The sequence below is a fragment of the Sphingopyxis sp. UBA6723 genome (assembly GCF_002454115.1).
Classification (GTDB): domain Bacteria; phylum Pseudomonadota; class Alphaproteobacteria; order Sphingomonadales; family Sphingomonadaceae; genus Sphingopyxis.
Window position 1 is genome coordinate 113,833 of record NZ_DKIH01000006.1, and the last position, 21,526, is coordinate 135,358.

The 21,526-nt window shown below is 64.5% G+C and carries 26 protein-coding genes; 18 read left to right on the forward strand and 8 right to left on the reverse strand.

The features are described from left to right. Nucleotide 1: 1 nt before the first annotated feature. From B4F07_RS04105 to B4F07_RS04135, 7 genes are all read left to right on the forward strand, one after another. Entirely contained in the window at nucleotides 2-637 is a 636-nt protein-coding gene (locus tag B4F07_RS04105) for a CoA transferase subunit B (RefSeq protein WP_293697838.1), read from the forward strand. After that, on the forward strand, nucleotides 638-1,057 hold the full coding sequence (locus B4F07_RS04110; protein ID WP_293697840.1) for an HI0074 family nucleotidyltransferase substrate-binding subunit: 420 nt from the start codon (nucleotides 638-640) through the stop codon (nucleotides 1,055-1,057). It abuts the gene before it with no gap. Then, the gene (locus B4F07_RS04115) at nucleotides 1,041-1,382 is read left to right on the forward strand and encodes a nucleotidyltransferase domain-containing protein (RefSeq protein WP_293704547.1); all 342 of its coding nucleotides are present in this window, start codon (nucleotides 1,041-1,043) and stop codon (nucleotides 1,380-1,382) included. Before B4F07_RS04110 ends, B4F07_RS04115 begins: the two co-directional genes overlap by 17 nt. A 27-nt stretch (nucleotides 1,383-1,409) precedes the next feature. Next, the gene (locus tag B4F07_RS04120) at nucleotides 1,410-1,859 is read left to right on the forward strand and encodes a hypothetical protein (protein WP_293697844.1); all 450 of its coding nucleotides are present in this window, start codon (nucleotides 1,410-1,412) and stop codon (nucleotides 1,857-1,859) included. 52 nt (nucleotides 1,860-1,911) lie between these two features. Further along, nucleotides 1,912-3,219 carry a serine hydrolase domain-containing protein gene (locus tag B4F07_RS04125; protein WP_293697846.1) on the forward strand — a complete coding sequence of 436 codons (1,308 nt, stop codon included), beginning with the start codon at nucleotides 1,912-1,914 and terminating at the stop codon, nucleotides 3,217-3,219. Nucleotides 3,220-3,293: 74 nt separating this feature from the next. Continuing rightward, nucleotides 3,294-4,271, forward strand: coding sequence for an NAD-dependent epimerase/dehydratase family protein (locus B4F07_RS04130; protein ID WP_293697848.1), 978 nt, complete (start codon nucleotides 3,294-3,296; stop codon nucleotides 4,269-4,271). Next, nucleotides 4,259-4,939, forward strand: coding sequence for a glutathione S-transferase family protein (locus tag B4F07_RS04135; protein WP_293697850.1), 681 nt, complete (start codon nucleotides 4,259-4,261; stop codon nucleotides 4,937-4,939). The genes B4F07_RS04130 and B4F07_RS04135 overlap by 13 nt, the downstream gene beginning before the upstream one ends. 22 nt (nucleotides 4,940-4,961) lie before the next feature. Here the strand turns inward: B4F07_RS04135 and B4F07_RS04140 are convergent, their stop codons facing one another. Beyond that, the gene (locus B4F07_RS04140; protein WP_293697852.1) at nucleotides 4,962-5,480 is read right to left on the reverse strand and encodes a sterol desaturase family protein; all 519 of its coding nucleotides are present in this window, start codon (nucleotides 5,478-5,480) and stop codon (nucleotides 4,962-4,964) included. Nucleotides 5,481-5,706: 226 nt separating this feature from the next. On the opposite strand from B4F07_RS04140, the gene leuC reads away from it, so the two are divergent. The 7 genes from leuC (at nucleotide 5,707) to B4F07_RS04175 (ending at nucleotide 10,569) form a co-directional block, all read left to right on the forward strand. Continuing rightward, nucleotides 5,707-7,137 carry a 3-isopropylmalate dehydratase large subunit gene (gene leuC, locus B4F07_RS04145; protein ID WP_293697854.1) on the forward strand — a complete coding sequence of 477 codons (1,431 nt, stop codon included), beginning with the start codon at nucleotides 5,707-5,709 and terminating at the stop codon, nucleotides 7,135-7,137. Between the two features lie 25 nt (nucleotides 7,138-7,162). Further along, nucleotides 7,163-8,011, forward strand: coding sequence for an N-acyl homoserine lactonase family protein (locus tag B4F07_RS04150; protein WP_293697856.1), 849 nt, complete (start codon nucleotides 7,163-7,165; stop codon nucleotides 8,009-8,011). A 1-nt stretch (nucleotide 8,012) separates the two neighbouring features. Continuing rightward, entirely contained in the window at nucleotides 8,013-8,606 is a 594-nt protein-coding gene (gene leuD, locus B4F07_RS04155; protein ID WP_293697858.1) for a 3-isopropylmalate dehydratase small subunit, read from the forward strand. 10 nt (nucleotides 8,607-8,616) lie between these two features. Then, nucleotides 8,617-9,612: an NADPH:quinone oxidoreductase family protein gene (locus B4F07_RS04160; protein ID WP_293697887.1), complete on the forward strand. Its 996-nt coding sequence runs from the start codon at nucleotides 8,617-8,619 to the stop codon at nucleotides 9,610-9,612. A 99-nt stretch (nucleotides 9,613-9,711) separates the two neighbouring features. Then, nucleotides 9,712-9,999, forward strand: coding sequence for a hypothetical protein (locus tag B4F07_RS04165; protein WP_293697860.1), 288 nt, complete (start codon nucleotides 9,712-9,714; stop codon nucleotides 9,997-9,999). Nucleotides 10,000-10,031: 32 nt separating this feature from the next. Then, nucleotides 10,032-10,274, forward strand: a complete 243-nt coding sequence (locus tag B4F07_RS04170) for a type II toxin-antitoxin system ParD family antitoxin (RefSeq protein ID WP_293697862.1) — start codon at nucleotides 10,032-10,034, stop codon at nucleotides 10,272-10,274. Then, nucleotides 10,267-10,569, forward strand: coding sequence for a type II toxin-antitoxin system RelE/ParE family toxin (locus B4F07_RS04175; protein WP_293697864.1), 303 nt, complete (start codon nucleotides 10,267-10,269; stop codon nucleotides 10,567-10,569). Before B4F07_RS04170 ends, B4F07_RS04175 begins: the two co-directional genes overlap by 8 nt. 55 nt (nucleotides 10,570-10,624) lie before the next feature. Here B4F07_RS04175 and sdhA read toward each other — a convergent pair whose 3' ends face one another. From sdhA to ald, 5 genes are all read right to left on the reverse strand, one after another. Next, nucleotides 10,625-12,427 carry a succinate dehydrogenase flavoprotein subunit gene (sdhA, locus tag B4F07_RS04180; RefSeq protein WP_293697866.1) on the reverse strand — a complete coding sequence of 601 codons (1,803 nt, stop codon included), beginning with the start codon at nucleotides 12,425-12,427 and terminating at the stop codon, nucleotides 10,625-10,627. A gap of 1 nt (nucleotide 12,428) precedes the next feature. Continuing rightward, a complete protein-coding gene (sdhD, locus tag B4F07_RS04185) occupies nucleotides 12,429-12,830 on the reverse strand; it encodes a succinate dehydrogenase, hydrophobic membrane anchor protein (RefSeq protein ID WP_293697868.1) in 402 nt (133 codons plus the stop codon). Continuing rightward, nucleotides 12,830-13,273, reverse strand: a complete 444-nt coding sequence (gene sdhC, locus B4F07_RS04190) for a succinate dehydrogenase, cytochrome b556 subunit (protein ID WP_293697869.1) — start codon at nucleotides 13,271-13,273, stop codon at nucleotides 12,830-12,832. The genes sdhD and sdhC overlap by 1 nt, the downstream gene beginning before the upstream one ends. A 400-nt stretch (nucleotides 13,274-13,673) precedes the next feature. Then, nucleotides 13,674-13,913 carry a hypothetical protein gene (locus B4F07_RS04195; RefSeq protein WP_293697871.1) on the reverse strand — a complete coding sequence of 80 codons (240 nt, stop codon included), beginning with the start codon at nucleotides 13,911-13,913 and terminating at the stop codon, nucleotides 13,674-13,676. A 21-nt stretch (nucleotides 13,914-13,934) separates the two neighbouring features. After that, complete coding sequence (gene ald, locus B4F07_RS04200) at nucleotides 13,935-15,050, reverse strand: alanine dehydrogenase (protein WP_293697873.1); 1,116 nt, start codon at nucleotides 15,048-15,050, stop codon at nucleotides 13,935-13,937. Nucleotides 15,051-15,207: 157 nt separating this feature from the next. On the opposite strand from ald, the gene B4F07_RS04205 reads away from it, so the two are divergent. The 4 genes from B4F07_RS04205 (at nucleotide 15,208) to B4F07_RS04220 (ending at nucleotide 19,151) form a co-directional block, all read left to right on the forward strand. Beyond that, entirely contained in the window at nucleotides 15,208-15,681 is a 474-nt protein-coding gene (locus B4F07_RS04205) for an Lrp/AsnC family transcriptional regulator (RefSeq protein ID WP_293697875.1), read from the forward strand. Nucleotides 15,682-15,808: 127 nt separating this feature from the next. Further along, a complete protein-coding gene (locus tag B4F07_RS04210) occupies nucleotides 15,809-17,161 on the forward strand; it encodes a methyl-accepting chemotaxis protein (RefSeq protein ID WP_293704549.1) in 1,353 nt (450 codons plus the stop codon). A 169-nt stretch (nucleotides 17,162-17,330) separates the two neighbouring features. Further along, nucleotides 17,331-18,023, forward strand: coding sequence for an SDR family NAD(P)-dependent oxidoreductase (locus B4F07_RS04215; protein WP_293702166.1), 693 nt, complete (start codon nucleotides 17,331-17,333; stop codon nucleotides 18,021-18,023). Nucleotides 18,024-18,179: 156 nt separating this feature from the next. Continuing rightward, nucleotides 18,180-19,151, forward strand: coding sequence for a 50S ribosomal protein L11 methyltransferase (locus B4F07_RS04220; protein WP_293702169.1), 972 nt, complete (start codon nucleotides 18,180-18,182; stop codon nucleotides 19,149-19,151). A gap of 98 nt (nucleotides 19,152-19,249) precedes the next feature. On the opposite strand, the gene phhA is transcribed toward B4F07_RS04220, so the two are convergent. Both phhA and B4F07_RS04230 read right to left on the reverse strand, forming a co-directional pair. Then, entirely contained in the window at nucleotides 19,250-20,125 is an 876-nt protein-coding gene (gene phhA / locus B4F07_RS04225; RefSeq protein WP_293702172.1) for a phenylalanine 4-monooxygenase, read from the reverse strand. A gap of 40 nt (nucleotides 20,126-20,165) precedes the next feature. After that, a complete protein-coding gene (locus B4F07_RS04230) occupies nucleotides 20,166-21,521 on the reverse strand; it encodes a PepSY-associated TM helix domain-containing protein (protein ID WP_293702175.1) in 1,356 nt (451 codons plus the stop codon). Between the last annotated feature and the right edge of the window lie 5 nt (nucleotides 21,522-21,526).

The window sequence follows — 21,526 nt, forward strand, 5'->3', positions numbered from 1 at the left end:
CATGCCCTGGACCCGCGACGATATGGCGGCACGCGCCGCGCAGGAATTGCAGGACGGCTATTACGTCAACCTGGGGATCGGCATCCCGACTTTGGTTGCGAACCATATCCCCGCCGGGATGACGGTGACGCTCCAGTCGGAAAACGGCATGCTCGGCATCGGCCCATTCCCGTTCGAGGGCGAAGAGGACGCCGACCTGATCAACGCAGGCAAGCAGACGATCAGCGAAGTCGCCAATTCTGCCTATTTCTCATCGTCCGACAGCTTTGCCATGATCCGTGGCGGCCATATCGACCTCACCGTGCTCGGCGCGATGGAGATCGCCGAAAATGGCGACATCGCCAACTGGATGATCCCCGGCAAGATGATCAAGGGCATGGGCGGCGCGATGGACCTGGTCGCCGGGGTCAAGAAGATCATCGTCGTGATGGAGCATAATGCCAAGGACGGCAGCCCCAAGTTCATCCCTGAATGCACGTTGCCGCTGACGGGCAAGAATGTCGTCGACATGATCATCACCGACCTCGCGGTTTTCCGGCGCGACGATCATGCCAGCCCGTTCCGGCTGGTCGAACTGGCACCGGGCGTGACCGCGGAAGAGGTTGCTGCGAAAACGACGGCAAGCTACCTATCCTGAATGGATGACAAGCCACCGCCGCGGTCCCAGCTCCGCCTCGACAATTTCTCACGCGCCGTGGCGGGCCTGAAGGAAGCAGTTGATCTTCGCGAGACTCGGCCCCTGAGCGAACTGGAAAAGGCTGGCATGGTCCAGCGTTTCGAAATTGCGTGGGAATTGGGCTGGAAACTGCTGGCCGATCGGCTGGCGGAAGAACTGGCACCGCCAGAAGCGCTGACCCCGGCATCGACCATTCGCGCCGCGTATGCGGCCGGGATGATTGCTGCCGCCGACGACTGGCTCGCCATGGGCAAACTGCGCAACCAATTGTCGCATACCTACAATGAACCGATCCGCGATCAGGGTTTAAAGCTGATCGCCGAGCAATTCCTTGCCACATTGACTGCCCTGGAACGGGATGCTGATGCGCGTCCAGCATGACGCCATCGGTCTGTCGGTCGATGACATCCGCATCGCCGCAGATATTCTGTCGCACTACGCCGATCAGATCGACGAGGTGAACCTCTATGGCTCGCGCGCCGCGCGCACGGCGCGGCCGGGCTCCGATCTCGACCTTCTCCTGAGCGGGACGATCGATTTTCGTGCCATGCTCAATCTCGGCGTCGCGTTTGAAGAAAGCGACCTTTCGGTGGCCGTCGATCTGAAACACGAGCGGGATCTGACCGACGCGCGGGTTCGCGACGAAATTCTGAAACGGTGCCAGCTGCTTTTTACCCGCGACGACCTGTTGAAACTCGACCAATGATCCGGCAGCGCACCGGGGCGAGCGCGCTTGCCTGACGTTGCCGCCAACCCCGGTTCGACCTGGCTGATGATCGGCGGCGCGCTGTCGGCCGTCGCGGCATTGCTCCATATCGCGTGCATTTTTGGCGGCCCCGACTGGTATCGCTTTTTTGGCGCGGGCGAAGGCATGGCGCGGGCGGCGGCGCGTGGAGACTGGACCCCGACGCTGATCACACTGGCGATCAGCGCGGTGCTGACGGTCTGGGCCGCCTACGCCTTTTCGGGCGCCGGCACATTGCCACGCCTGCCTTTGCTGCGCGCCGGGCTGGTGACGATCACCGCCATCTATCTGCTGCGCGCGCTGATCTTTGTGCCGCTCCATCTGTGGCGGCCGCAGCACAGCGACAGCTTTGCGATCTGGTCGTCGCTGATCGTTCTCCTTTATGGTACGGTTTATGCCGTCGGTACGGTCAAAGCCTGGCGTTATCTGACGAGCTGAGTCCCTGCGGGGGTGACGGCATGGAACGCGACCGCTAAGACAGCGATCAATCATGAGGTCGCAGCCCCACCCCACTTCAATCGCGCGCGTTGTCCTTATCCTGGTCGCGATCGTCGCGTTGGGATTTTCGGGCTGGTTTGGCATTCATGCCCTTGGCGGGAACCAGCCGCTCGCCAGTGTCCCGATCCCGATCATGGCGCCGGAAAATCTTCCCGACACCCCCGCGCAGTGGCGCGGGCGGATCGACTATCGCGACCTCGACCGGCAATTGGCCGCGCTGTCGCAGCGCCCCGAAATGGCGGGGCTGGCGGTGGCGGTGGTCGAGGACGGCGAGTTGCGTTTCGTGCGTGCTTACGGCGTCTCCGACGCATCGACCGGCACGCCGGTCACGGCGCGGACGATGTTCCGCTGGGCCTCGGTTTCCAAAACCACGACGGGCGTCATGGCGGCGGCGCTCGCCAAGGACGGCACCCTCGACCTCGACCGCCCCGTCGCGGACTGGTCCACATCGCTACGCCTGCCGCGCGGCGCGGAGACGCAGGTGACCCTCGACGATCTGCTCGCCCAGCGCACCGGCCTCACCAAAAACGCCTATGACGAAAAGCTGGAAGAGGGGCAGAATCCGGCGCTGATCCGCACCGGCCTTGCCGCTGCGCCGCTGCAATGCGACCCCGGCACCTGTCACACCTATCAGAATATCGCTTTCGATGCGGCGACCGAGATTTTGACCGCGGCCGCTGACAAGCCCTTTTCCAGCGCCGTCGAAGATCGCTTTTTCCTGCCGCTCGGCATGGTCAGCGCCGGTTTCGGGATGGAGCGGCTGACGGGCGCCAAGGATTGGGCCAAACCGCACCGCGGGCATCAGACGCTGCCGGTCAAAGAGGCCTATTGGCGCGTTCCCGCCGCGGCCGGGGTCGAGAGCGATATCGTCGATTTCGCCAAATGGATGCAGGCGATGATGGGCGCGCGCCCCGATGTCCTGCCGCAAGCGGTGTTGCAGCTCGCCCACCGCCCCCGCGTCGGCACTGCGAAACTCTATGGCGGCACCTTGCGGCAGTCGATGGGCGATGCATCCTATGGCCTTGGCTGGCGCAGCTTTACCTATGGCGGCCACCGCCTCGAAGGTCATTCGGGCGCGGTTTCGGGCTATCGTGCGACGATGATTTTCGAACCCGCGACGCGGACGGGCGTCGTCGCGATGTGGAACAGCGACTGGGGCTTTCCCTTCCGCATCCCCTTCACGGTGATCGACAGCTATCACAAGCGCGACGACGCCGGCTGGCTGGACCTCAGCGAGCTGCCGCCCGCGCGCGGAGTGGCCGCAGCACCGATCCCGGTTGCCGCTGCACCGAAAGGCTGAAGCGCGCGACGTGGTTGCGGACCGGACCGCTGCTTGGGTAAGGCGCGCGTACAGGAGCCAGAGGAGAATCATCGATGCGCGTGCTGCTGACCGGTTCATCGGGCTGGCTCGGGCGCTATCTTGCGCCGTTGCTCAGCCAGGGTGGGCATGACGTTACCGGCATCGATGTTGTACCCGGCACCCACACGCAGGTGATCGGCACAGTCGCCGACCGCGCGCTGATCGACCGCACAATGGCGGAGCATGGCATCGAAGCGATCATCCACAGCGGCGCGCTGCACAAACCCGACATCGTCCGTTATCCGCGGCAGGCGTTCATCGACGTCAATGTCAGTGGCACGCTGAACCTGATCGAGGCGGCGGTCGCGGCGGGCAATGATCGCTTCCTGTTCACCTCGACCACCTCGCTGATGGTGCGCGCCGACGTCCGGGCCGGCGCAGGCGACACCGGTGCCTGGTGGATGGACGAGGATTTCGGTCCGCTGGAGCCGCGCAACATCTATGGCATCACCAAATTCGCCGCCGAGCAGGCGTGCCGCCTCGTCCACCGCGAGCATGGCATATCGGTCGCAATCCTGCGCACCGGGCGTTTCTTTCCCGAGGATGACGACACTCATGCGGTGCCGAGCGGTCCGAACCTCAAGGCAAACGAGATGCTCCACCGCCGTCTGACCGTCGAGGACGCAGCGGCGGCGCATCTTGCCGCGCTGGAGGCGGCGCCGACGATCGGCTGCGATACCTTCATCCTCTCGGCGCCGCCGCCCTTTGCGCGCGACGATGCCGAGGAGCTTGCCCGCGACGCCCGCGCGGTCATCGCGCGCACCCACCCCGATGCCGCGGAACTCTATGCAGCGGCGGGCTGGGTGCTGCCCGAAACGATCGACCGCGTTTACGACCCGGCGCACGCCGAGCGCCGCTTCGGCTGGCGCGCCCGCAGCGACTTCGCCAGCGTGCTGGCTGCGCTCCGCGAAGGCAGCGCGCTGCCCTTCGCGCACGACCCCGGCTACACCTCCCCCATCGTCGCACAGGAGCGCGAAGCATGTACGAGCTGATCACCGCCAATCGCAATTACTCCAGCTGGTCGCTGCGTCCATGGGTGCTGATGACCGCGCTCTGCATCGCGTTTCGCGACCGCATCGAACCCTTTACCAAGCCCGCCAATTACGACGATTTCCGGCGCTTCTCGCCGACCGGGCAGGTTCCCGCGCTGCTCCATGAGGGGCGCACGATCTACGACTCGCTCGGCATCACCCTCTATCTCGCCGACCGGCACGAGGGCGTATGGCCGACCGACCCCGACGCGCGCGCGTGGGCGCAATGCGCGGCGGCCGAAATGCACAGCGGCTTTTCGGCGCTACGCAATGATTGCACGATGAATGTCGGGGTACGCGTGACGCCCAAACCGATGTCGGACGCGCTACAGGCCAACATCGCGCGGATCCGCGAATTGTTCGAGGAGGGGCTGGCGAAATTCGGCGGCCCGTGGCTCGCGGGCGCCGATTTTACCGCGGTCGACGCCTTTTTTGCCCCGGTGGCGTTCCGCATCCGCACCTATGGCCTCGACGTCGGCGCCGGGCAGGCGTGGGTCGACCACATCCTCGCTCACCCCGCGATGCTCGAGTGGGAACGGCAAGCGCTTGCCGAGAGCTGGCGCGAAGTCGGGCATGAGGAAGAATTGCGCGCGTGCGGGGCGATTGCCGCGGATTACCGGACGGCGTGAAACGCCTTTGCGGGGGCGACGATCAATCGACCAACGCCTCGCGCACCACCGCAATCCCCGCTTCGCGCTGCGCCTTCAACTCGGCCTTCAGCTTCGCCGGATCGCGGGCAAAGACGAAGCCAAAGCTGACCCCGCCCTCCTTGCCGATCGTCGCATGATGCAGCTTGTGCGCCTGCACCAGTCGCTTGGCATAGCCGCGCCGCGGTACCCAGCGGAAATAGCGCTGATGGACCAGCCCGTCATGCACGACGGTATAGATGATGCCGTAAAACAGCACCCCCAGCCCGATCCACGTCCCCGGCGCCCACGCGCTGGCGCCCATGATCATCGGACTGCCGACGGCAAACATCGAAATGCTGAGCGCCGCGCCGAACAGGCCGAACAGGTCGTTCTTTTCCAGCATCTTGTCGTGCGGCTCATGATGGTCGCGGTGCCATGCCCAGCCGAAGCCGTGCATGATATATTTGTGGCTTGCCCAGGCGACGATCTCCATCGCGATGACGGTTGCGACGATAAGCGCGATGATGGCGGGGAGCGACATGAGGCGAATATAGTCGCACGCCGCCGGTCACGCTACTCTCTTCCCTGTCATCCCGGCGCAGGCCGGGATCTCGCCGGTGGAGTCGCCCGCGAGGGAGAGATCCCGGCCTTCGCCGGGATGACGACATTAAGTGTGGCCGGGGCTAGACGGCGAACCTCACGACCGAAAATTGCGTTTCTTATCGCCACCAGCTTGCAAAGTTGTGCCGCTGATCTAAGGCAACGCCATGACTCGCCCCCGCACCTTATATGAAAAAATCTGGGACGCGCATGTTGTCGAACAGCGCCCCGACGGGACCTGCCTGATCTTCATCGACCGCCACCTCGTCCATGAAGTCACCAGCCCGCAGGCATTCGCCGGACTTCGCGCGAGTGGGCGCACCGTGCGCCGCCCCGATCTGACGCTTGCGGTTCCCGATCACAATTTGCCCACCACAGCGCGCCGCGATGCCAGCGGCAATCGCCTGCCGATCGCCGACGCCGAAAGCGCGGCGCAGCTTGCGGCGCTGGAAACCAACGCCCCCGCGTTCGGCATCCGCTACATCGACGCAGTCGCGCCCGAGCAGGGCATCGTCCATGTCGTCGGCCCCGAGCAGGGCTTTTCGCTGCCCGGCACGACGATCGTCTGCGGCGACAGTCACACCGCGTGTCACGGCGGCATCGGCGCGCTGGCGTTCGGGATCGGCACCAGCGAGGTCGAGCATGTGCTGGCGACGCAAACCCTGCTGCTCCAGCCTGCGAAAACCATGGAAGTGCGCGTCGAGGGCGAAGTCGGCCCGGGCGTGACCGCCAAGGACATCATCCTCCACATCACCGGGGTCATCGGCGCTGCGGGCGGCACCGGTCATGTCATCGAATATACCGGCAGTGCGATCCGCGCTTTGTCCGTCGAGGGCCGCCTGACGGTCAGCAATATGGCGATTGAGGGCGGCGCGCGCGCCGGACTGATCGCGCCCGATGCAACGACCTTCGCCTATCTCAAGGGCCGCCCCTATGCGCCCAAGGGCGCCGATTGGGACGCCGCGGTCGCTTACTGGACCAGCCTCGCGACCGACCCGGGCGCAACTTACGACAAGACCGTCGTCATCGACGCCGCCGACATCGCGCCGAGCGTGACCTGGGGGACCAGCCCCGAAGATGTCGTGCCAATCACCGGCATCGTCCCCGCACCCGACAGCTTCGCCGACCCGTCGAAACAGGCGGCGGCGGCGAAATCGCTCGCCTATATGGGGCTCGAACCCGGCACCCGGATGCAGGATGTCGCGATCGAGAATATCTTCATCGGCAGCTGCACCAACAGCCGCATCGAGGATCTGCGCGCTGCCGCCGCGGTGCTGAAAGGGCGGCACAAGGCGGCGGGGGTCAAATGGGCGATCGTCGTCCCCGGATCGGGGCTGGTAAAGGCGCAGGCGGAAGCCGAAGGGCTCGACCGCATCTTTACCGACGCGGGTCTCGAATGGCGCGAACCCGGTTGTTCGGCATGCCTCGGCATGAACCCCGACAAGGTGCCCGCGGGCGAACGCTGTGCGTCGACAAGCAACCGCAATTTCGTCGGCCGCCAGGGGCCGGGCAGCCGCACCCATCTGGTGTCGCCCGCGATGGCGGCGGCAGCGGCGGTGACGGGACGGCTCACCGATGTGCGGGAATTGATCGATTGAACGCGCGGCAGAGGGAGACAAGAGCATGATCTGGAAAGCTATCGCAGCAGCCGCAGCGGCCATGGCCCTCGCCAGCCCTGCACTCGCGCAGGACAAGCCGGAGGCCGCCAAGGTCAGCCTGACCCGCCTCGATTGCGGCACCGTGCGCGTCAACCGGCTCAACGCCTTTTCGGATACCGAGGCTTATCCCGGGCAGAGCCGCGATCTGACGGTCGGTTGCTACCTGATCCGGCACGGCGACCAGTTGATGCTGTGGGATCTGGGCTTGCCCAGCGCGCTGAAAGGCGCGGCGCTTGCCGCAACCGGCGACATGTCGGCGTCGGTGACCCGTACCCTCGTCGAGCAGCTCTCCGAGCTTGGCATCAAGCCGGAGGAGATCGATATCCTTGGCGTCAGCCATTTCCATTTCGACCATATCGGTCAGTTGCCCGATTTTCCGAGCGCGAAGCTCTACATCGGCAAGAGCGACTGGGACGTGCTCACCCAGAGTCCGCCGCCAGCGTTCGTCGATCCGACCCCTTTCGCGCCTTGGATCAGCGGCGGCGGCGAAGTCGAGCCGGTCGCGCGCGACAAGGATATCTTCGGCGATGGCAGCGTGGTGATGTTCGACATGCCGGGGCATACGCCGGGCCACCACACGCTGCTGGTCCGCCTTGCCGGGATGGGGCCGGTGCTGCTGACCGGCGATCAGGCGCATTTTCAGGAAAATTACGACAGCGAAGGCGTGCCGACCTTCAACACCAACCGCGCCGACACGCTGGCGTCGTTCGACCGGTTCAAGGCGCTGGCCAAAAACCTGAAAGCCACCGTGATCATCCAGCACGAGCCGCGCGATGTCGGCAAGCTGCCCGCTTTCCCGAAGGCCGCCGAATAATATGACGCCGATCGAAAAAGTCGAAGGCCGCGCGATCCCGTTCGGGCTGAAGAATGTCGATACCGACGTCATCATTCCGGCGAAATGGCTGAAAACGATCAGCCGCGAAGGATTGGGCCGCGGCGCGTTCGAGACGCTGCGTGCCGACCCCGACAATCTGTTCGACCGGCCCGAATATAAGCAAGCGCCGATCCTGATCGCGGGCGACAATTTCGGCTGCGGGTCGAGCCGCGAACATGCCGCCTGGGCGCTCGGCGACCTCGGCATCCGCGTCGTGATCGCGCCCAGCTACTCGGACATCTTCTCTGGCAATGCGGTCAAAAATGGTATCCTGCCGGTGGTGCTGCCCCAAGCGGCGATCGACCGACTGCTGGAGGTTGCGGCGACCGATCCGATCCACGTCGATCTCGACACCCAGACCGTGACGACACGGTTTCAGGACCGCTTCAGCTTCGACATCGATCCGTTTCGCAAGATGTGCCTGCTGAACGGCCTCGACGAGATTTCACTCACCGAAAAAAGCGAAGCGGCGATCGCCGCGCATGAGAAAAAAATAGCGACGGATCAGCCATGGCTGATCCCCGCGATCCTATGAGGAGACGATGATGAAGGCACTCTTGTCGACCGCCACCGGCGGCCCGGAAACACTGGTCCTGGGCGAGCTGCCGCGGCCCAACGCTGGCCCCGGCCAGATCGTCATCGACGTTAAGGCGTGCGCGGTCAATTTCCCCGACACCTTGATCATCGAGGATAAATATCAGTTCAAACCCGAACGCCCCTTTGCGCCCGGCGGCGAAGTCGCCGGCCTCGTGGCAGAGCTTGGCGAAGGCGTCACCGGGTTCAAGGTCGGTGACCGCGTCATCGCGGGTTGCGGCAACGGCGGCATGGCGGAAGCCGTCGCGGTCGGCGTTCACAATGTCTATCACCTGCCCGAAGGCCATGATTTCGCCGAAGGTGCGTCGCTGCTGATGACCTATGGCACCAGCATCCACGCACTGGTCGATCGCGGCCACATCCAGGAAGGCGACACTTTGCTCGTGCTCGGCGCCTCGGGCGGCGTCGGCATTGCCGCAGTCGAACTCGGCAAGGCGTTTGGTGCGCGCGTCGTCGCGGGCGTGTCGAGTGAAGAAAAGGCTGACATCGCGCGGCAGGCTGGCGCTGACGAGGTCGTCGTCTATGGTCGCCAACCGTTCGACAAGGATCAGTCGAAGGCGCTCGCGAACATCTTCAAGGAAGCGGTCGGACCCGGCGGCGCCAATGTCATTTATGACGCGGTGGGCGGTGATTATGCCGAGCCCGCGCTGCGTTCGATCGCATGGGAAGGCCGCTACCTCGTCGTCGGTTTCCCCGCCGGCATCCCGCGGCTGCCGCTCAACCTGACCCTGCTCAAAAGCTGCGACGTCGCCGGCGTGTTCTGGGGCGCCTTCGTCGCGCGCGAGCCGGAACGCAACCGGGCGCATGTCGCACGCCTGTTCCAGCTGTGGGAACAGGGCAGGATCCAGCCGCGCGTCACAGGCACCTACGCCCTCGCCGATGGCGGACAGGCGATCGCGAAGCTTGGCGACCGCAGCGCGGTGGGCAAGCTGGTCATTACGATCTGAAATATCGGCCTGATTCAGAATTGTACTAGTCCGGTTAACGCTTTCGCAGGGGCTTTGTCCTAAGGGTGATGGCAGGACTATTTGGGTCAGGGTGCAACAATGGCGACTCGCCGCGCAAAGGCTGTTGAAAATAACGCGAGCCTCGCGAACATTTCGCGTACCCGCCGCGCGCAGCTGGTTGCCGAGTTCGAGGGCGAGCTGGGCATCGACTATAAAGCGCGCGCCGCAGCCGCCGAAGCCGAACGCCGCTGGGTCGCGCGCAAAACCTTCATTGTGTGGACGATCGCGCTGATCTTTTTTGCCATCGCGTGCCAGAAATTATGGGTCATGGGCCAGGACGTCGATCAGCCCTTCTCCGACATCAATCCGATCGAAAGCTGGTTCTAGACGCCGGTACCAAATTTTGGTAATTTTGCGTCATGGCTGTAAAAAATACTTCCATCGCGTTGAGCGACGAGCTGGCTAACTACGCGCGCAGCAAGGTTGCGTCGGGTGAGTTTGGATCAATCAGTGACGTCGTTCGCGACGCATTGCGCCGCGCCGCCGAGCGTGACTTGCGGGTCGTTCGGCTGCGACAACTTATTCAGGAGGGCGAAGAAAGCGGCCCGGCACGGCCGTTTGATTGGGATGCCTTTATGGCCGAAAAATTCCCGAATGCTTGAAGTCGTGCTGCGGCCGCGGGCCAAAGCCGATCTTTTGAATGTTGCTGATTACACCAAAACCGAACACGGCGAGAAACAAGCCAAGCAATATGTCGAAGACATCCGTCGACAGATCGATTCCGCCGCACGATTTCCGGGTATTGGTAGCAACGTCTTCGGGTTACCCGACGCCTATCGCAAGATGCGGTCAGGATCGCACCGCATAATCTATCGCTATAACGAAACCGAACTTCTGGTGGTTCGCATCCTCCACGAACGCGAGGATGTACCAGACGAAATCGAGGATTCTCTATAGGAGGCAGATAGGGGTCGCCAACCTTTTTGACGACACCTCCAACACCACCGCTCCCTCAATAAACCCGCGCCTTCGGTTTGATATACTCGACATCGTCCGACAGCGTATATTCGTGGACCGGGCGGTAATCGAGGCGGACGCCGCCGCCCTTGCCGCCCCAGCCGTCGAACCATGCCACGGTGTGCTTCATCCAGTTCGCATCGTCGCGGTTCGGGAAATCCTCGTGCGCATGGGCGCCGCGGCTTTCCTTGCGGTTATACGCCGAATGCATCGTCACGGTCGCTTGGCTGATCAGATTGTCGAGCTCGAGCGTTTCGATGAGGTCGGTGTTCCAGATCAGGCTGCGGTCGGTAACCCCGACATCGTTCATCCGCTGATAGGTTTTGGTCAGCTTGTCCTTGCCCTCGGCCATCAGTTCGTCGGTGCGGAACACCGCGGCATGCGCCGACATGGCGCGCTGCATTTCGGTGCGAATTTCCGCGGTCGGCGACCCGCCCTTGGCATGGCGGAAATGGTCGAGGCGGCCGAGCGCCAGATCGGCGCTGTCCGTCGGCAGCGGCTGCTGCGCCGCACCCGGCTTGATGATGTCGCGCAGCCGATGCCCGGTCGCGCGGCCAAAGACGACAAGATCGATCAGGCTGTTCGAACCGAGACGGTTCGCGCCATGCACCGACACGCACGCCGCTTCGCCGACCGCGAACAGGCCGGGAACGACGGTGTCGGGGCCGTCCTTGCCCAGCGTCACGACTTCGCCATGATAATTACACGGAATGCCGCCCATATTATAATGGACCGTCGGCACGACCGGCAGCGGCTGGCGGGTCAGATCGACGCCCGCGAACACCTTACCGCTCTCGGTGATGCCGGGCAGCCGCTCGGCGAGCACCGCCGGGTCGATATGGTCGAGGTGCAGGAAGATATGATCCTTGTGCGGCCCGACACCGCGGCCTTCGCGGATTTCGAGCGCCATCGACCGCGACACCACGTCGCGCGACGCCAGATCCTTGGCCGACGGGGCATAGCGTTCCATGAACCGCTCGCCTTCGGAGTTGGTCAGATACCCGCCCTCGCCGCGCGCACCCTCGGTGATCAGCACCCCGGCGCCGTAGATACCGGTCGGGTGGAACTGGACGAACTCCATATCCTGCAAAGGCAGGCCGGCGCGCAGCACCATGCCGCCGCCGTCGCCGGTGCAGGTGTGCGCCGAGGTCGCGGTGAAATAGCTGCGGCCGTACCCGCCCGTCGCCAGCACGACGGCCTGCGACCGGAAACGGTGGATGCTGCCATCGTCCATGCACAGCGCGATCACGCCGCGGCACTCGCCATTCTCCATGATCAGGTCGAGCGCAAAATACTCGACGAAGAAATCGGCGTCATATTTCAGCGACTGTTGGTACAGCGCGTGGAGCATCGCGTGGCCGGTACGGTCGGCGGCCGCGGCGGTGCGCTGCACCGGCGGGCCTTCGCCCATATTCTGCATGTGGCCGCCGAACGGCCGCTGATAGATGGTGCCGTCGGCGTTCCGCGAAAAGGGCACCCCGGCATGTTCCAGCTCATATACCGCCTGCGGCGCTTCGCGGACCATATATTCGATCGCGTCCTGGTCGCCGAGCCAGTCGGAGCCCTTAACCGTGTCGTACATATGCCACGTCCAGTGGTCGGGCGAATTATTGCCCAGGCTGGCCGCGATGCCGCCCTGCGCCGCAACCGTGTGGCTGCGCGTCGGGAACACCTTGGTGATGCACGCGGTCTTGAGCCCCGCTTCGGCAGAGCCCATCGTGGCGCGCAGGCCAGATCCGCCGGCGCCGACGACGACGGTGTCATAGATATGGTCGATGATCTTGTAAGCTTCGGTCATGTCACATGCCCCCCGGGCCGGCCACCACGGGTGCCAGCGCGATCCGGGCGATCGTGAAGATCCCGTAGGCGGCGCCGCCGATGGCGTAGAAATTGAGCAGGACGAGCGCGAGCAAGCGCATCGGCCCGTGGACATAATCCTCGAGCAGCACCTGCAAGCCGAGCCGCAGATGCCAGAAGACGCTGACCACCATCAGGATCAGCGCCAGCGCGACCATCGGGTTCGATGCCCAGCGCAGCACCGCACCATGATCGCCCAGCGGCAGGCGGATCAGCGACACGAACAGGAAACCGACGAGCAGGATGTTGCCCAGCGCAGTCAGCCGCTGTTGCAGCCAGTGGTGCGAACCGTGCCCGGACGACCCGAGGCCGCGGACCTTGCCGAGATGCGAACCGTCGCCCATCAGAGTGCCTCCGCCAGGATATAGAGCCACGTCGCAGCGGTCGCGAACACGCCCGCGGCGATCACGACGGTCGACCACAGCTTGTTGGATTTCAATTCATAACCCGCCCCCGTATCGAGCACCAGGTGGCGCAATCCCGAAAACAGATGCTGGAAAAACGCCCAGGTCAGCCCGACCAGGACGACTTTGCCGAGGATGTTGGTGATCTGATGAAAGAGGCTGATTTCGGGATTGGGGTCGTGCCAGATGCAGGCGACAAACGCCGCATAGGCATCCGGTCCCGCGGCAATCGCGCCCAGCCACCACAGGAACAGGCCCGCGCCGACAATCGCCAGCCCGTCGCCGCTGGCACGGTGCAGGATCGACACCGCCATCGCGGGGCCCCATTTATAGACCTGTAAATGCGGCGCGCGTGGGCGCGTATTTGGTTCGTTGCCAGCCATATCAGCCCCGTTTCTGACTCTCTTCGGTCGATGCGCGCCGGTTTAGCGCCATGGCCGCGATATGCAATTGCTTAGCGGGCAGCACGGAATAATTCCGCGCTGTTGGCTCTTGGCCGACTAAATTTGGCATCACTGGCGGTTCTCGACCGCTTGCGGCCATAAACTTTCGTCATCCCGGACTTGATCCGGGATCCATGCGCCCTCTCAGCAGCGGGCGGCGTATGGCCTCATGGACCCCGGATCAAGTCCGGGGTGACGAGTCCATGAGGTCCGCTTCCCACCCCATAGCCGACCTCCGCAGACGCAAAAAAAGGGCGGCTCATCGACCGCCCTTCCTACTCTGCTATTTGCCGGACCATCGATCTGCCGCCCGTCCAGCACCGCCGGAAAGACAGCTAGGTCACTTGATCTTGTCGCGGTTCACATACAGCAGCGCCGCGATCACCGCTGCGGAGCCGATGCCCAAACCCGCCGCGGCCGCGGTTTTCCAGCCGCGCTTGCCGCCCTTTGCCGCGTCCCGATCGGCAGCCTCGGCCGCGTCGGCGGCCTCCTTCTGCTGGCGCTGTTCGCGCGCGGCGCGCAGGACTTCATTTTCTTCCGGCGCGTCATTCTGCGGCGGCGGGGGAGTTTGCTCGGTCATTATGTACCTATGTCCTTGTTATCAGGCGAGTGCCTGTTCAACAGACACATAATCGGTTCCGATCGCTTCCGCTACGGCTTCGAACGTCACCTTGCCATTCCATACGTTCAAACCCTGCGCAAGATGCACGTCCCGTCGCAAAGCGTCTTTCCAGCCCAGATCGGCAATGCGCAGCGCGTGCGGCAGGGTAACGTTGTTCAGCGCATAGGTGCTCGTGCGCGCGACCGCGCCGGGCATGTTGGCGACCGCATAATGGACGATGCCGTCGACGACATAGGTCGGGTCGGCGTGGGTCGTTGCGTGGCTGGTTTCGAAACAGCCGCCCTGATCGATCGCGACGTCAACGAGCACCGAGCCTGCCTGCATCGTGCCGAGCATTTCGCGGGTGACCAGCTTCGGGGCTTCGGCACCGGGGATCAGCACCGCGCCGATCACCAGATCGGCCTCCGCCACGCATTCGGCGAGGTTCGCGCGGTTCGAAAAGCGCGTCTTGGCGCGCGATTCAAAGAAGGTGCCGACGCGTTCGAGCACTTCGGGATCGCGATCGAGAATGGTGACATCGGCGCCAAGCCCCGCCGCCATCTGCGCCGCGTTGAAGCCGACGACGCCGCCGCCGATCACGCACACCTTGCCCGGCGCAACGCCAGGAACGCCGCCCAAAAGCACGCCGCGGCCGCCATGCGCCTTTTCCAGCGCGGTCGCGCCGGCCTGGATCGACATGCGCCCCGCGACCTGACTCATCGGCTTCAAAAGCGGCAGGCCGCCGTGCGGGCTGGTGACGGTTTCATACGCGATGCACACCGCGCCCGATTTCATCAGGTCGCGCGTCTGGTCGGGATCGGGCGCGAGGTGGAGATAGGTGTAGAGGATCTGCCCTTCGCGCAGCATCGCACGCTCGCCCGGCTGCGGCTCCTTGACCTTCACCACCATGTCGCAGGTCGCGAAAATTTCTTCGGCGGTCTGGACGATCTCGGCGCCCGCCTCGACATAGAAACGGTCGTGCGCCCCGATACCCGCGCCCGCGCCGGTCTGCACCAGCACACGGTGACCATGGACGGCCAACTCGCGCGCACTTTCAGGGGTCAGCCCGACGCGATATTCGTGATTCTTGATTTCCTTGGGGGTGCCGATGATCATTGTCGCTCTCCATGATTTCGCCGCCGGTCGCGCTGTCCGGCGCCGCGTCGTGCATGACCGCCTGATAACAGAAACGGCGCGCGAGGTGCTTGCATATCGGTGCTGGTTTCGCGACAAACGCGCACAAATCGCGCGTAATGTGATCAGGGGACGCACAATGATTGATCGAATCGACCGCAAGCTCCTCAACATGCTGCAACGGCACGGCCCGCGTCCCGCTGCCGAACTGGGCGAAGCGGTCGGGCTGTCGGCGTCGGCGTGCCACCGCCGCATCCGCGCGCTGGAGACAGCGGGGATCATCACCGGCTACACCGCGCGTCTGGCGCCCGACCGCATCGGCCTCGGGCTCGACGTGTTCGTCGACATCAGCCTGACCTCGCAAAGCGAGGAGGCGCTGACCGCCTTTGAAAGCGCGGTCAAAAGTTTCGACGAAATCCTCGAGTGCCAGTTGCTGTCGGGCGCATCCGATTACCGGCTGCGCGTCGCAGCGCGCAATGTCGCCGATTTCGATCGGCTGCACCGCCATTGCCTGTCGCGGCTGCCCGGGGTTGCGGCGATGCACAGCGCCTTTGCCCTGCGCACGATCAAAGCCTTTGAGGGCTATCCCGTGCCGACGGTCGATCAGCATTAGGCCGCAAAAACGGTTCGCTGGTTAACGACCAATTTACCATCGCTGGCGCATACCCCGGTCACATGTTTTGGGAACGATGACGAGCGGCAGACTCGTGCCCCATTGGATCGATCAGGGAAGCAGGATCATGGTGAAGGAAAATCCGATTCATAAGCAGCAAATCGACCCGATTTCGATGGCCGATCGCTTCCCCTATTACGACCTCGACGGTCAGCTGGCCGCCAACGCCGCCGAGATCCACGCGATCATCACCGGACGCGAAGAAGCCATTGCGCGCGCCTATTGGGATGCGTTCAACGCGCTGCCCAGCGTCGAACGCGCGGTCGAAGGCGAACTGCTCGAATCCTATGTGCGCGGCAGCGCGCGCCATTCGGACGTCAAATATGCCGACGCGGCCGGACAGGAAGTGGCGACAATCGCTTGCCAGAACGCGCATATGGCACGGCGTGTCAAACTGCCGCTGGCGCTTGTCATGTCGTGCATCGCGGAAAGCCAGCGGCTCACCATCGATTATATCGTTGCCGCCTGCTTCGACGATGCGGAACGGCTGGCCCGGCTCACCAGTGCCGTCAACCGGCTCGCGCTGCTCGAATTCGACATCATGCAGCGCTATGCTGAAAAGCTCGACCGCGCGGTGATTTCCAGCGAACGCCAGATGCTCGCAGGCGATTTCGATCGCTCGATCGCCTCGCTGGTGCAGGACACCGACGGGGTGCGCGAACAATTGGCCAAACAGGCCGCCTCTGCCGATCAGGCGGCGAAGGGCATGATCGCCAAAACCAGCGAAGTCGCCGCCGCGTCCGAACAATCGGCGATGGCGATGCGCGAAGCCGCGTCGACCGCCGCCGGGCTGATCCGCGCGATCGAGGATGCGCGCAGCGAGGTCGAAGCATCGGCCAGCGTCGCCACCCGCGCATCGGAACAGGCGGGCGAGGCCGTCGCCATGTCGGAGGCACTCTCGCACCACGCCGAATCGATCGAATCGATTTTGGGGTTGATCCGCGAAATCGCGGGCCAGACCAACCTGCTCGCGCTCAACGCGACGATCGAAGCGGCGCGCGCGGGCGAATCGGGCCGGGGCTTTGCGGTCGTCGCGCAGGAGGTCAAAAGCCTGGCCAATGAAACCGCGCGCGCCACCGACGATATTGCGGGCAAGATCACCGCGATCCAGCAAGCGACGCGCGGATCGGTAAGTGCCAACCAGTCGATCCAGGCGACGATTGTCGAAGTGCAGCGCTCGGCGCAGCGCATCCGCGATGCCATGGATGCGCAGGCACAGACCGTCACCTCGATCACCGCCGCCGTCGATGAAACCGCACTTGCCGCCGACAGCATGTCCTCGACGATCGCCAGCATCCGCAATGATTCGGGGATGGTCGCCAGCGAGATCAGCGTGCTCAGCCAGGAATTCGGCAAGATGGGCGGGCGGTTGCAGCAGCTGGAACAGGCCGCGAGCGAGTTCAGCCGCCGGGTGGCGTAAAGGCACAAATTTGATCCGTTCGTGTCGAGCGAAGTCGAGACACGCGAGGCCATGCACAAACACAACGTGTCTCGACTTCGCTCGACACGAACGGCATGAGGAAAGTCGTGAAGCTATTGGGCGCGGTTTGGCGGTTGGACTGCCGCCATTGCATCGCTAAAGCCGCCCGATGCAAACCCACATCCTGATCACCGGCGCCAGCCGCGGCATCGGCGCCGCGATCGCCGAAGCTTTAACAACTGACGCTACCAAAACCGTCGCCCTATCCAGCGCCGACGGCGACCTCGCCGATCCCGCCGCCCCTGCCCGCCTATGGCAGCACAGCCTCGACCGGCTCGATGGCCGCATCGACGTGCTGATCAACAACGCCGGGGTTTTCGAAGCCAACCCGATCGACAACGACGACGCCGACTGGCTGGAAAACTGGAACCGCACGCTTCAGATCAACCTGACCGCCAGCGCCGACATTTGCCGCCGCGCGGTGCTACACTGGCAGGAACGACGATCCGCAGGCCGCATCGTCAACATCGCCAGCCGCGCCGCGCACCGCGGCGACAGCCCCGCCCACTGGCACTATGCCGCGTCAAAGGCAGGTATGGTCGCGATGACCAAGACGATCGCCCGCGCCTATGCCAAGGACGGCATCCTCGCCTTCGCCATCTGCCCCGGCTTCACGATGACCGGAATGGCTGACGATTACCTCGCGAGCCGCGGCGGCGACAAATTGCTCGCCGACATTCCGTTGGGCCGTGTCGCCATGCCCGACGAGGTCGCCGAAATGGCACGCTGGTGCGCGATCGACGCCCCGGCATCGATGACCGGCGCGGTGCTCGACGTCAACGGCGCCAGCTATGTCCGCTAAGCGACAATATCAGGGTTGTTCCCCCGCGAAGGCGGGGGTCCATCTCCCGCCGCTGAAATCCGGAACGACCGGTGATGGGTCGTGTTCAGAGGCGCGTGACTCTGAACACCCTTCGCGGGGACACGGAAGTTTATTCATCACGATGCGGTGGGTCCGATGAGCTGGATCATCTCCCTCCCCTGCACCCGCGCCGAGGCAGAAGCGCTCTCGGGCGAAATTCCCGAACTCGACGCGCTGCCCGAGGCACCTGTAGTCGTGACGCGCGAGATTGATGAGGATGCGGGGCTGTGGCAGCTCGACGCCTATATGGACAGCGAGCCCGGCGCGGCCTTGCTAAGCCTGCTCCAGTCGCTCGTGCCGAGCGCGAAAGGCCATAAGCCGGCCGTCGAACAGCTGGCCGAACAGGATTGGGTCACGCTGTCGCAGCAAGGGCTCGAACCCGTCCAGGCCGGCCGTTTCTTCATCCACACCAGCAGCTACGCCGACCGCGCCCCGCCCGGCACCACGCCCTTTCTGATCGACGCGAGTCAGGCGTTCGGCACCGGCGGTCACGACACCACCGCGGGCTGCCTCGCGATGCTCGACCGGCTGAAGCGCAAAGGCACCACCCCGCGCAACATCGCCGACATCGGTACCGGCACCGGACTACTCGCGTTCGCCGCAATGGCCTTATGGCCAAGCGCGCGGACGATCGCGTCGGACATCGACCCTGCGAGCATTTTCGTCACCCGCGACAATGCCGCGATCAACCGCGTGACGTTGGGGCGCGGCAGCGGCGCGCTGACGCTCGCGGTCGCGCCCGGGACCAATCATCCGGCGATTCGCCACCGTGCGCCCTATGACCTCGTCATCGCCAATATCCTTGCCGGGCCGCTGATTACCCTCGCCCCCGATATCGCGGCGGCGACTGCGCCCGGCGGCCATGCGATCCTCGCCGGGCTGATTGCGCGCCAGATGGAGCCCGTGCTCGCCGCCTATCGCGCGCAAGGCTTCCGCCTGGCCGCGCGCGGCGGCAGCGCCGAATGGCCATGCCTGCTGCTGGTCAAGCGGCGCCGTTACGGCTGGCGGCGTAAGGAACGGGCGTTTCACCGGAGCGACCCGGCGGATGCGAGCTTCGGGAGCTGGTAGCAGACCGCAGCCGTTTCCGTTCGTGTCGAGCGAAGTCGAGACACCCCGAAGTCGTGCGCCACACATGCGTGTCTCGACTTCGCTCGACACGAACGGGTTCAGGCGGTTTGTTTGCCTAACGCATAATCCTGGGTACCGCGCGTAATCACCGCATCACTTGGCAGGATATCCGCAATCGCGATCGGCGGCAGCGCGTCATTCGCGGCATAAAGCGGCGCAAAATCGGTGTTCACTGTGGTGTCCAGCAGCTGATCCAGACTGTCGATCACAAAATAATTCTGCTGGAAGTCGTCGATCCGGTAATCGGTGCGCATGACCCGCGCGAGGTCAAAACCGATGCGGTTCGGGCTGTCGCTGCCGAGCGCGAACACGCTCTCGGCATAAGACGACACGATCCCGGCGCCATAGATGCGCAGGCCGCCCGCCTCGCGGATCAGCCCGAACTCGACCGTATACCAGTAAAGCCGCGCCAGCTGTTTCAGCGCGTCGAATTGCAGGCTGCGCAAGCCCCCCTCGCCATACGCCACCATATAATCGGCGAACACCGGGTCGGCGAGCATCGGGACATGGCCGAACACGTCGTGAAACACGTCGGGTTCCTGCAGATAGTCGAGCTGTTCGGGCGTGCGGATGAAATTGCCCGCGGGAAAGCGCCGGTTCGCCAGATGGTCGAAGAACACCTCGTCGGGCACCAGCCCCGGCACCGCGACCACCTGCCACCCCGTCGCCGCCATCAGCCGCGCATTGAGCTCACGATAGTCGGGAATCCCAGGTTTTTCGAGCCGCAGCACGTCGATCCCGCGCAGAAATGCCTCCGACGCGCGCCCGGGCAGCATCGCCGACTGGCGCGCAAACAGCTTGTCCCACATCGCATGTTCGTCGTCGGAAAAGGCGTCCCAATCCTGCGATATCGTCCAGTCGGCCGCGGCCCCCGGCGGCGGCGATTCATGGACGTGGGTAAAGCCGTCTTTCATAAGCTGCGACCTAACATGAACTGGTTTCAAAAGAAACCACTTACGCGCGCGCCATTCCCAGCCATTTGGCGGCGCGCGGCAGGCGCGGGATGATGAGCCGATCGACGATCCATAGCAAGATCAGCGAGGCGGCGAGCAGCGGCAGCAAGGCCGCGAGCAGCAGCACAATCGCCGCCACGCCTTTCAGCTTCGCCGGGTCGCGCGGCAGCGGCGGGGCGCCCAGCGCATCGCCGGGCTTGCGGCGGCGCCACATCAGGAACCCCGACACGGCGAGGATCATCAGCATCAGCGCGGTCAGCACCCCGATCAGCTGGCTGACGATCCCGAACAATGCCCCTTCGTGCCAAGCGATCCCGATCCCGACGATGCGGTCGATGACATGTTTGTCGGCAAAACCGCTGCGCGACACTTCGATCCCGGTGACGACATCGTAACTCACCTTGCGCACCAGCGGCCGGTTTTGCGTCTGGGTGGTCAGCGTCCAGGTGTTGCCGTTGGGCGGGCCAAAATGGTTCGGCGCCCCCGGCGGCTGGATGATCACCGGCGCGGGGAGATTCTCGTTCCGCGCGCGCAGTACGATCCGGTCGAGCGGGACGCGCGGCGCATCGCCGACCGCTACGGGCGCAGGCGTAGCTTTGGCCATCGCACGATGATCATGCGCGGCATGATGACCGGCATCGCCGCCGCTTTTCCAATCCTGCGCGCCCTGCACCCACCCCATTTCGGCGCGCACGGCGCGGAAGCCCTGCGCCCAGACATCGGTCCACGGCAAGGCGGTGAGCAGCAGCACCAGCGCCAGCCCCGATACCCAGAACCCGGTCACGGCGTGCAGGTCGCGCAGCGCCGTTCGCCCGCCCAGCCCCAGCCGCGGCCAGACCACCCCTGCCGCCCCGCGCCGGCGCGGCCACCACAGGTACAGCCCGGTCAGGATCATCACGATCGCCCAGCTCGCCGCCAGTTCGACGATGATCCCGCCGGGCTTGCCGATCAGCAGGCTGCCGTGGATCTTCGCCAGCCACGCCGAAATCCGGTCGTCGGGATCGGCCGATCCGATCACCTCGCCCCGCGGCGCGACCGCCACATCGCGCATCGTGCCATTTGGCAGCCCGAAGTGGACGATCGCCGCATCGCCCGGCGCCTCTGGCACCCGGTAATAGTGAAAGGTCGCGCCCGGAAAAGCGGCGAGCGCCGCCGCCACCTGCGCATCGGCATCGACCCGCTCGGCGACCGGCAGGCCGCGCCAGCCCCGCTCCTGCCACCGGTCGAGCTCAGGCTTGAACAGATAGGCCGCCCCCGTCACCGACAGCATCAGGATGAAGGGAATGACGAACAGCCCGGCATAAAAATGCCAGCGCCAGATCGTGCGATAGAGCGGAATCCGGTTGATGTCGGTCATCCCCT

What these genes read in the sequence shown, in the direction of transcription:
- B4F07_RS04105 (WP_293697838.1), top strand. Translation starts at nt 2, where the DNA reads ATGCCCTGGACCCGCGACGATATGGCGGCACGCGCCGCGCAGGAATTG.
- B4F07_RS04110 (WP_293697840.1), top strand. Translation starts at nt 638, where the DNA reads ATGGATGACAAGCCACCGCCGCGGTCCCAGCTCCGCCTCGACAATTTC.
- B4F07_RS04115 (WP_293704547.1), top strand. Translation starts at nt 1,041, where the DNA reads ATGCGCGTCCAGCATGACGCCATCGGTCTGTCGGTCGATGACATCCGC.
- B4F07_RS04125 (WP_293697846.1), top strand. Translation starts at nt 1,912, where the DNA reads ATGAGGTCGCAGCCCCACCCCACTTCAATCGCGCGCGTTGTCCTTATC.
- B4F07_RS04130 (WP_293697848.1), top strand. Translation starts at nt 3,294, where the DNA reads ATGCGCGTGCTGCTGACCGGTTCATCGGGCTGGCTCGGGCGCTATCTT.
- B4F07_RS04135 (WP_293697850.1), top strand. Translation starts at nt 4,259, where the DNA reads ATGTACGAGCTGATCACCGCCAATCGCAATTACTCCAGCTGGTCGCTG.
- B4F07_RS04140 (WP_293697852.1), bottom strand. Translation starts at nt 5,480, where the DNA reads ATGTCGCTCCCCGCCATCATCGCGCTTATCGTCGCAACCGTCATCGCG.
- leuC (WP_293697854.1), top strand. Translation starts at nt 5,707, where the DNA reads ATGACTCGCCCCCGCACCTTATATGAAAAAATCTGGGACGCGCATGTT.
- B4F07_RS04150 (WP_293697856.1), top strand. Translation starts at nt 7,163, where the DNA reads ATGATCTGGAAAGCTATCGCAGCAGCCGCAGCGGCCATGGCCCTCGCC.
- leuD (WP_293697858.1), top strand. Translation starts at nt 8,013, where the DNA reads ATGACGCCGATCGAAAAAGTCGAAGGCCGCGCGATCCCGTTCGGGCTG.
- B4F07_RS04160 (WP_293697887.1), top strand. Translation starts at nt 8,617, where the DNA reads ATGAAGGCACTCTTGTCGACCGCCACCGGCGGCCCGGAAACACTGGTC.
- B4F07_RS04165 (WP_293697860.1), top strand. Translation starts at nt 9,712, where the DNA reads ATGGCGACTCGCCGCGCAAAGGCTGTTGAAAATAACGCGAGCCTCGCG.
- B4F07_RS04170 (WP_293697862.1), top strand. Translation starts at nt 10,032, where the DNA reads ATGGCTGTAAAAAATACTTCCATCGCGTTGAGCGACGAGCTGGCTAAC.
- B4F07_RS04175 (WP_293697864.1), top strand. Translation starts at nt 10,267, where the DNA reads ATGCTTGAAGTCGTGCTGCGGCCGCGGGCCAAAGCCGATCTTTTGAAT.
- sdhA (WP_293697866.1), bottom strand. Translation starts at nt 12,427, where the DNA reads ATGACCGAAGCTTACAAGATCATCGACCATATCTATGACACCGTCGTC.
- sdhD (WP_293697868.1), bottom strand. Translation starts at nt 12,830, where the DNA reads ATGGGCGACGGTTCGCATCTCGGCAAGGTCCGCGGCCTCGGGTCGTCC.
- sdhC (WP_293697869.1), bottom strand. Translation starts at nt 13,273, where the DNA reads ATGGCTGGCAACGAACCAAATACGCGCCCACGCGCGCCGCATTTACAG.
- B4F07_RS04195 (WP_293697871.1), bottom strand. Translation starts at nt 13,913, where the DNA reads ATGACCGAGCAAACTCCCCCGCCGCCGCAGAATGACGCGCCGGAAGAA.
- ald (WP_293697873.1), bottom strand. Translation starts at nt 15,050, where the DNA reads ATGATCATCGGCACCCCCAAGGAAATCAAGAATCACGAATATCGCGTC.
- B4F07_RS04205 (WP_293697875.1), top strand. Translation starts at nt 15,208, where the DNA reads ATGATTGATCGAATCGACCGCAAGCTCCTCAACATGCTGCAACGGCAC.
- B4F07_RS04210 (WP_293704549.1), top strand. Translation starts at nt 15,809, where the DNA reads ATGGTGAAGGAAAATCCGATTCATAAGCAGCAAATCGACCCGATTTCG.
- B4F07_RS04215 (WP_293702166.1), top strand. Translation starts at nt 17,331, where the DNA reads ATGCAAACCCACATCCTGATCACCGGCGCCAGCCGCGGCATCGGCGCC.
- B4F07_RS04220 (WP_293702169.1), top strand. Translation starts at nt 18,180, where the DNA reads ATGAGCTGGATCATCTCCCTCCCCTGCACCCGCGCCGAGGCAGAAGCG.
- phhA (WP_293702172.1), bottom strand. Translation starts at nt 20,125, where the DNA reads ATGAAAGACGGCTTTACCCACGTCCATGAATCGCCGCCGCCGGGGGCC.
- B4F07_RS04230 (WP_293702175.1), bottom strand. Translation starts at nt 21,521, where the DNA reads ATGACCGACATCAACCGGATTCCGCTCTATCGCACGATCTGGCGCTGG.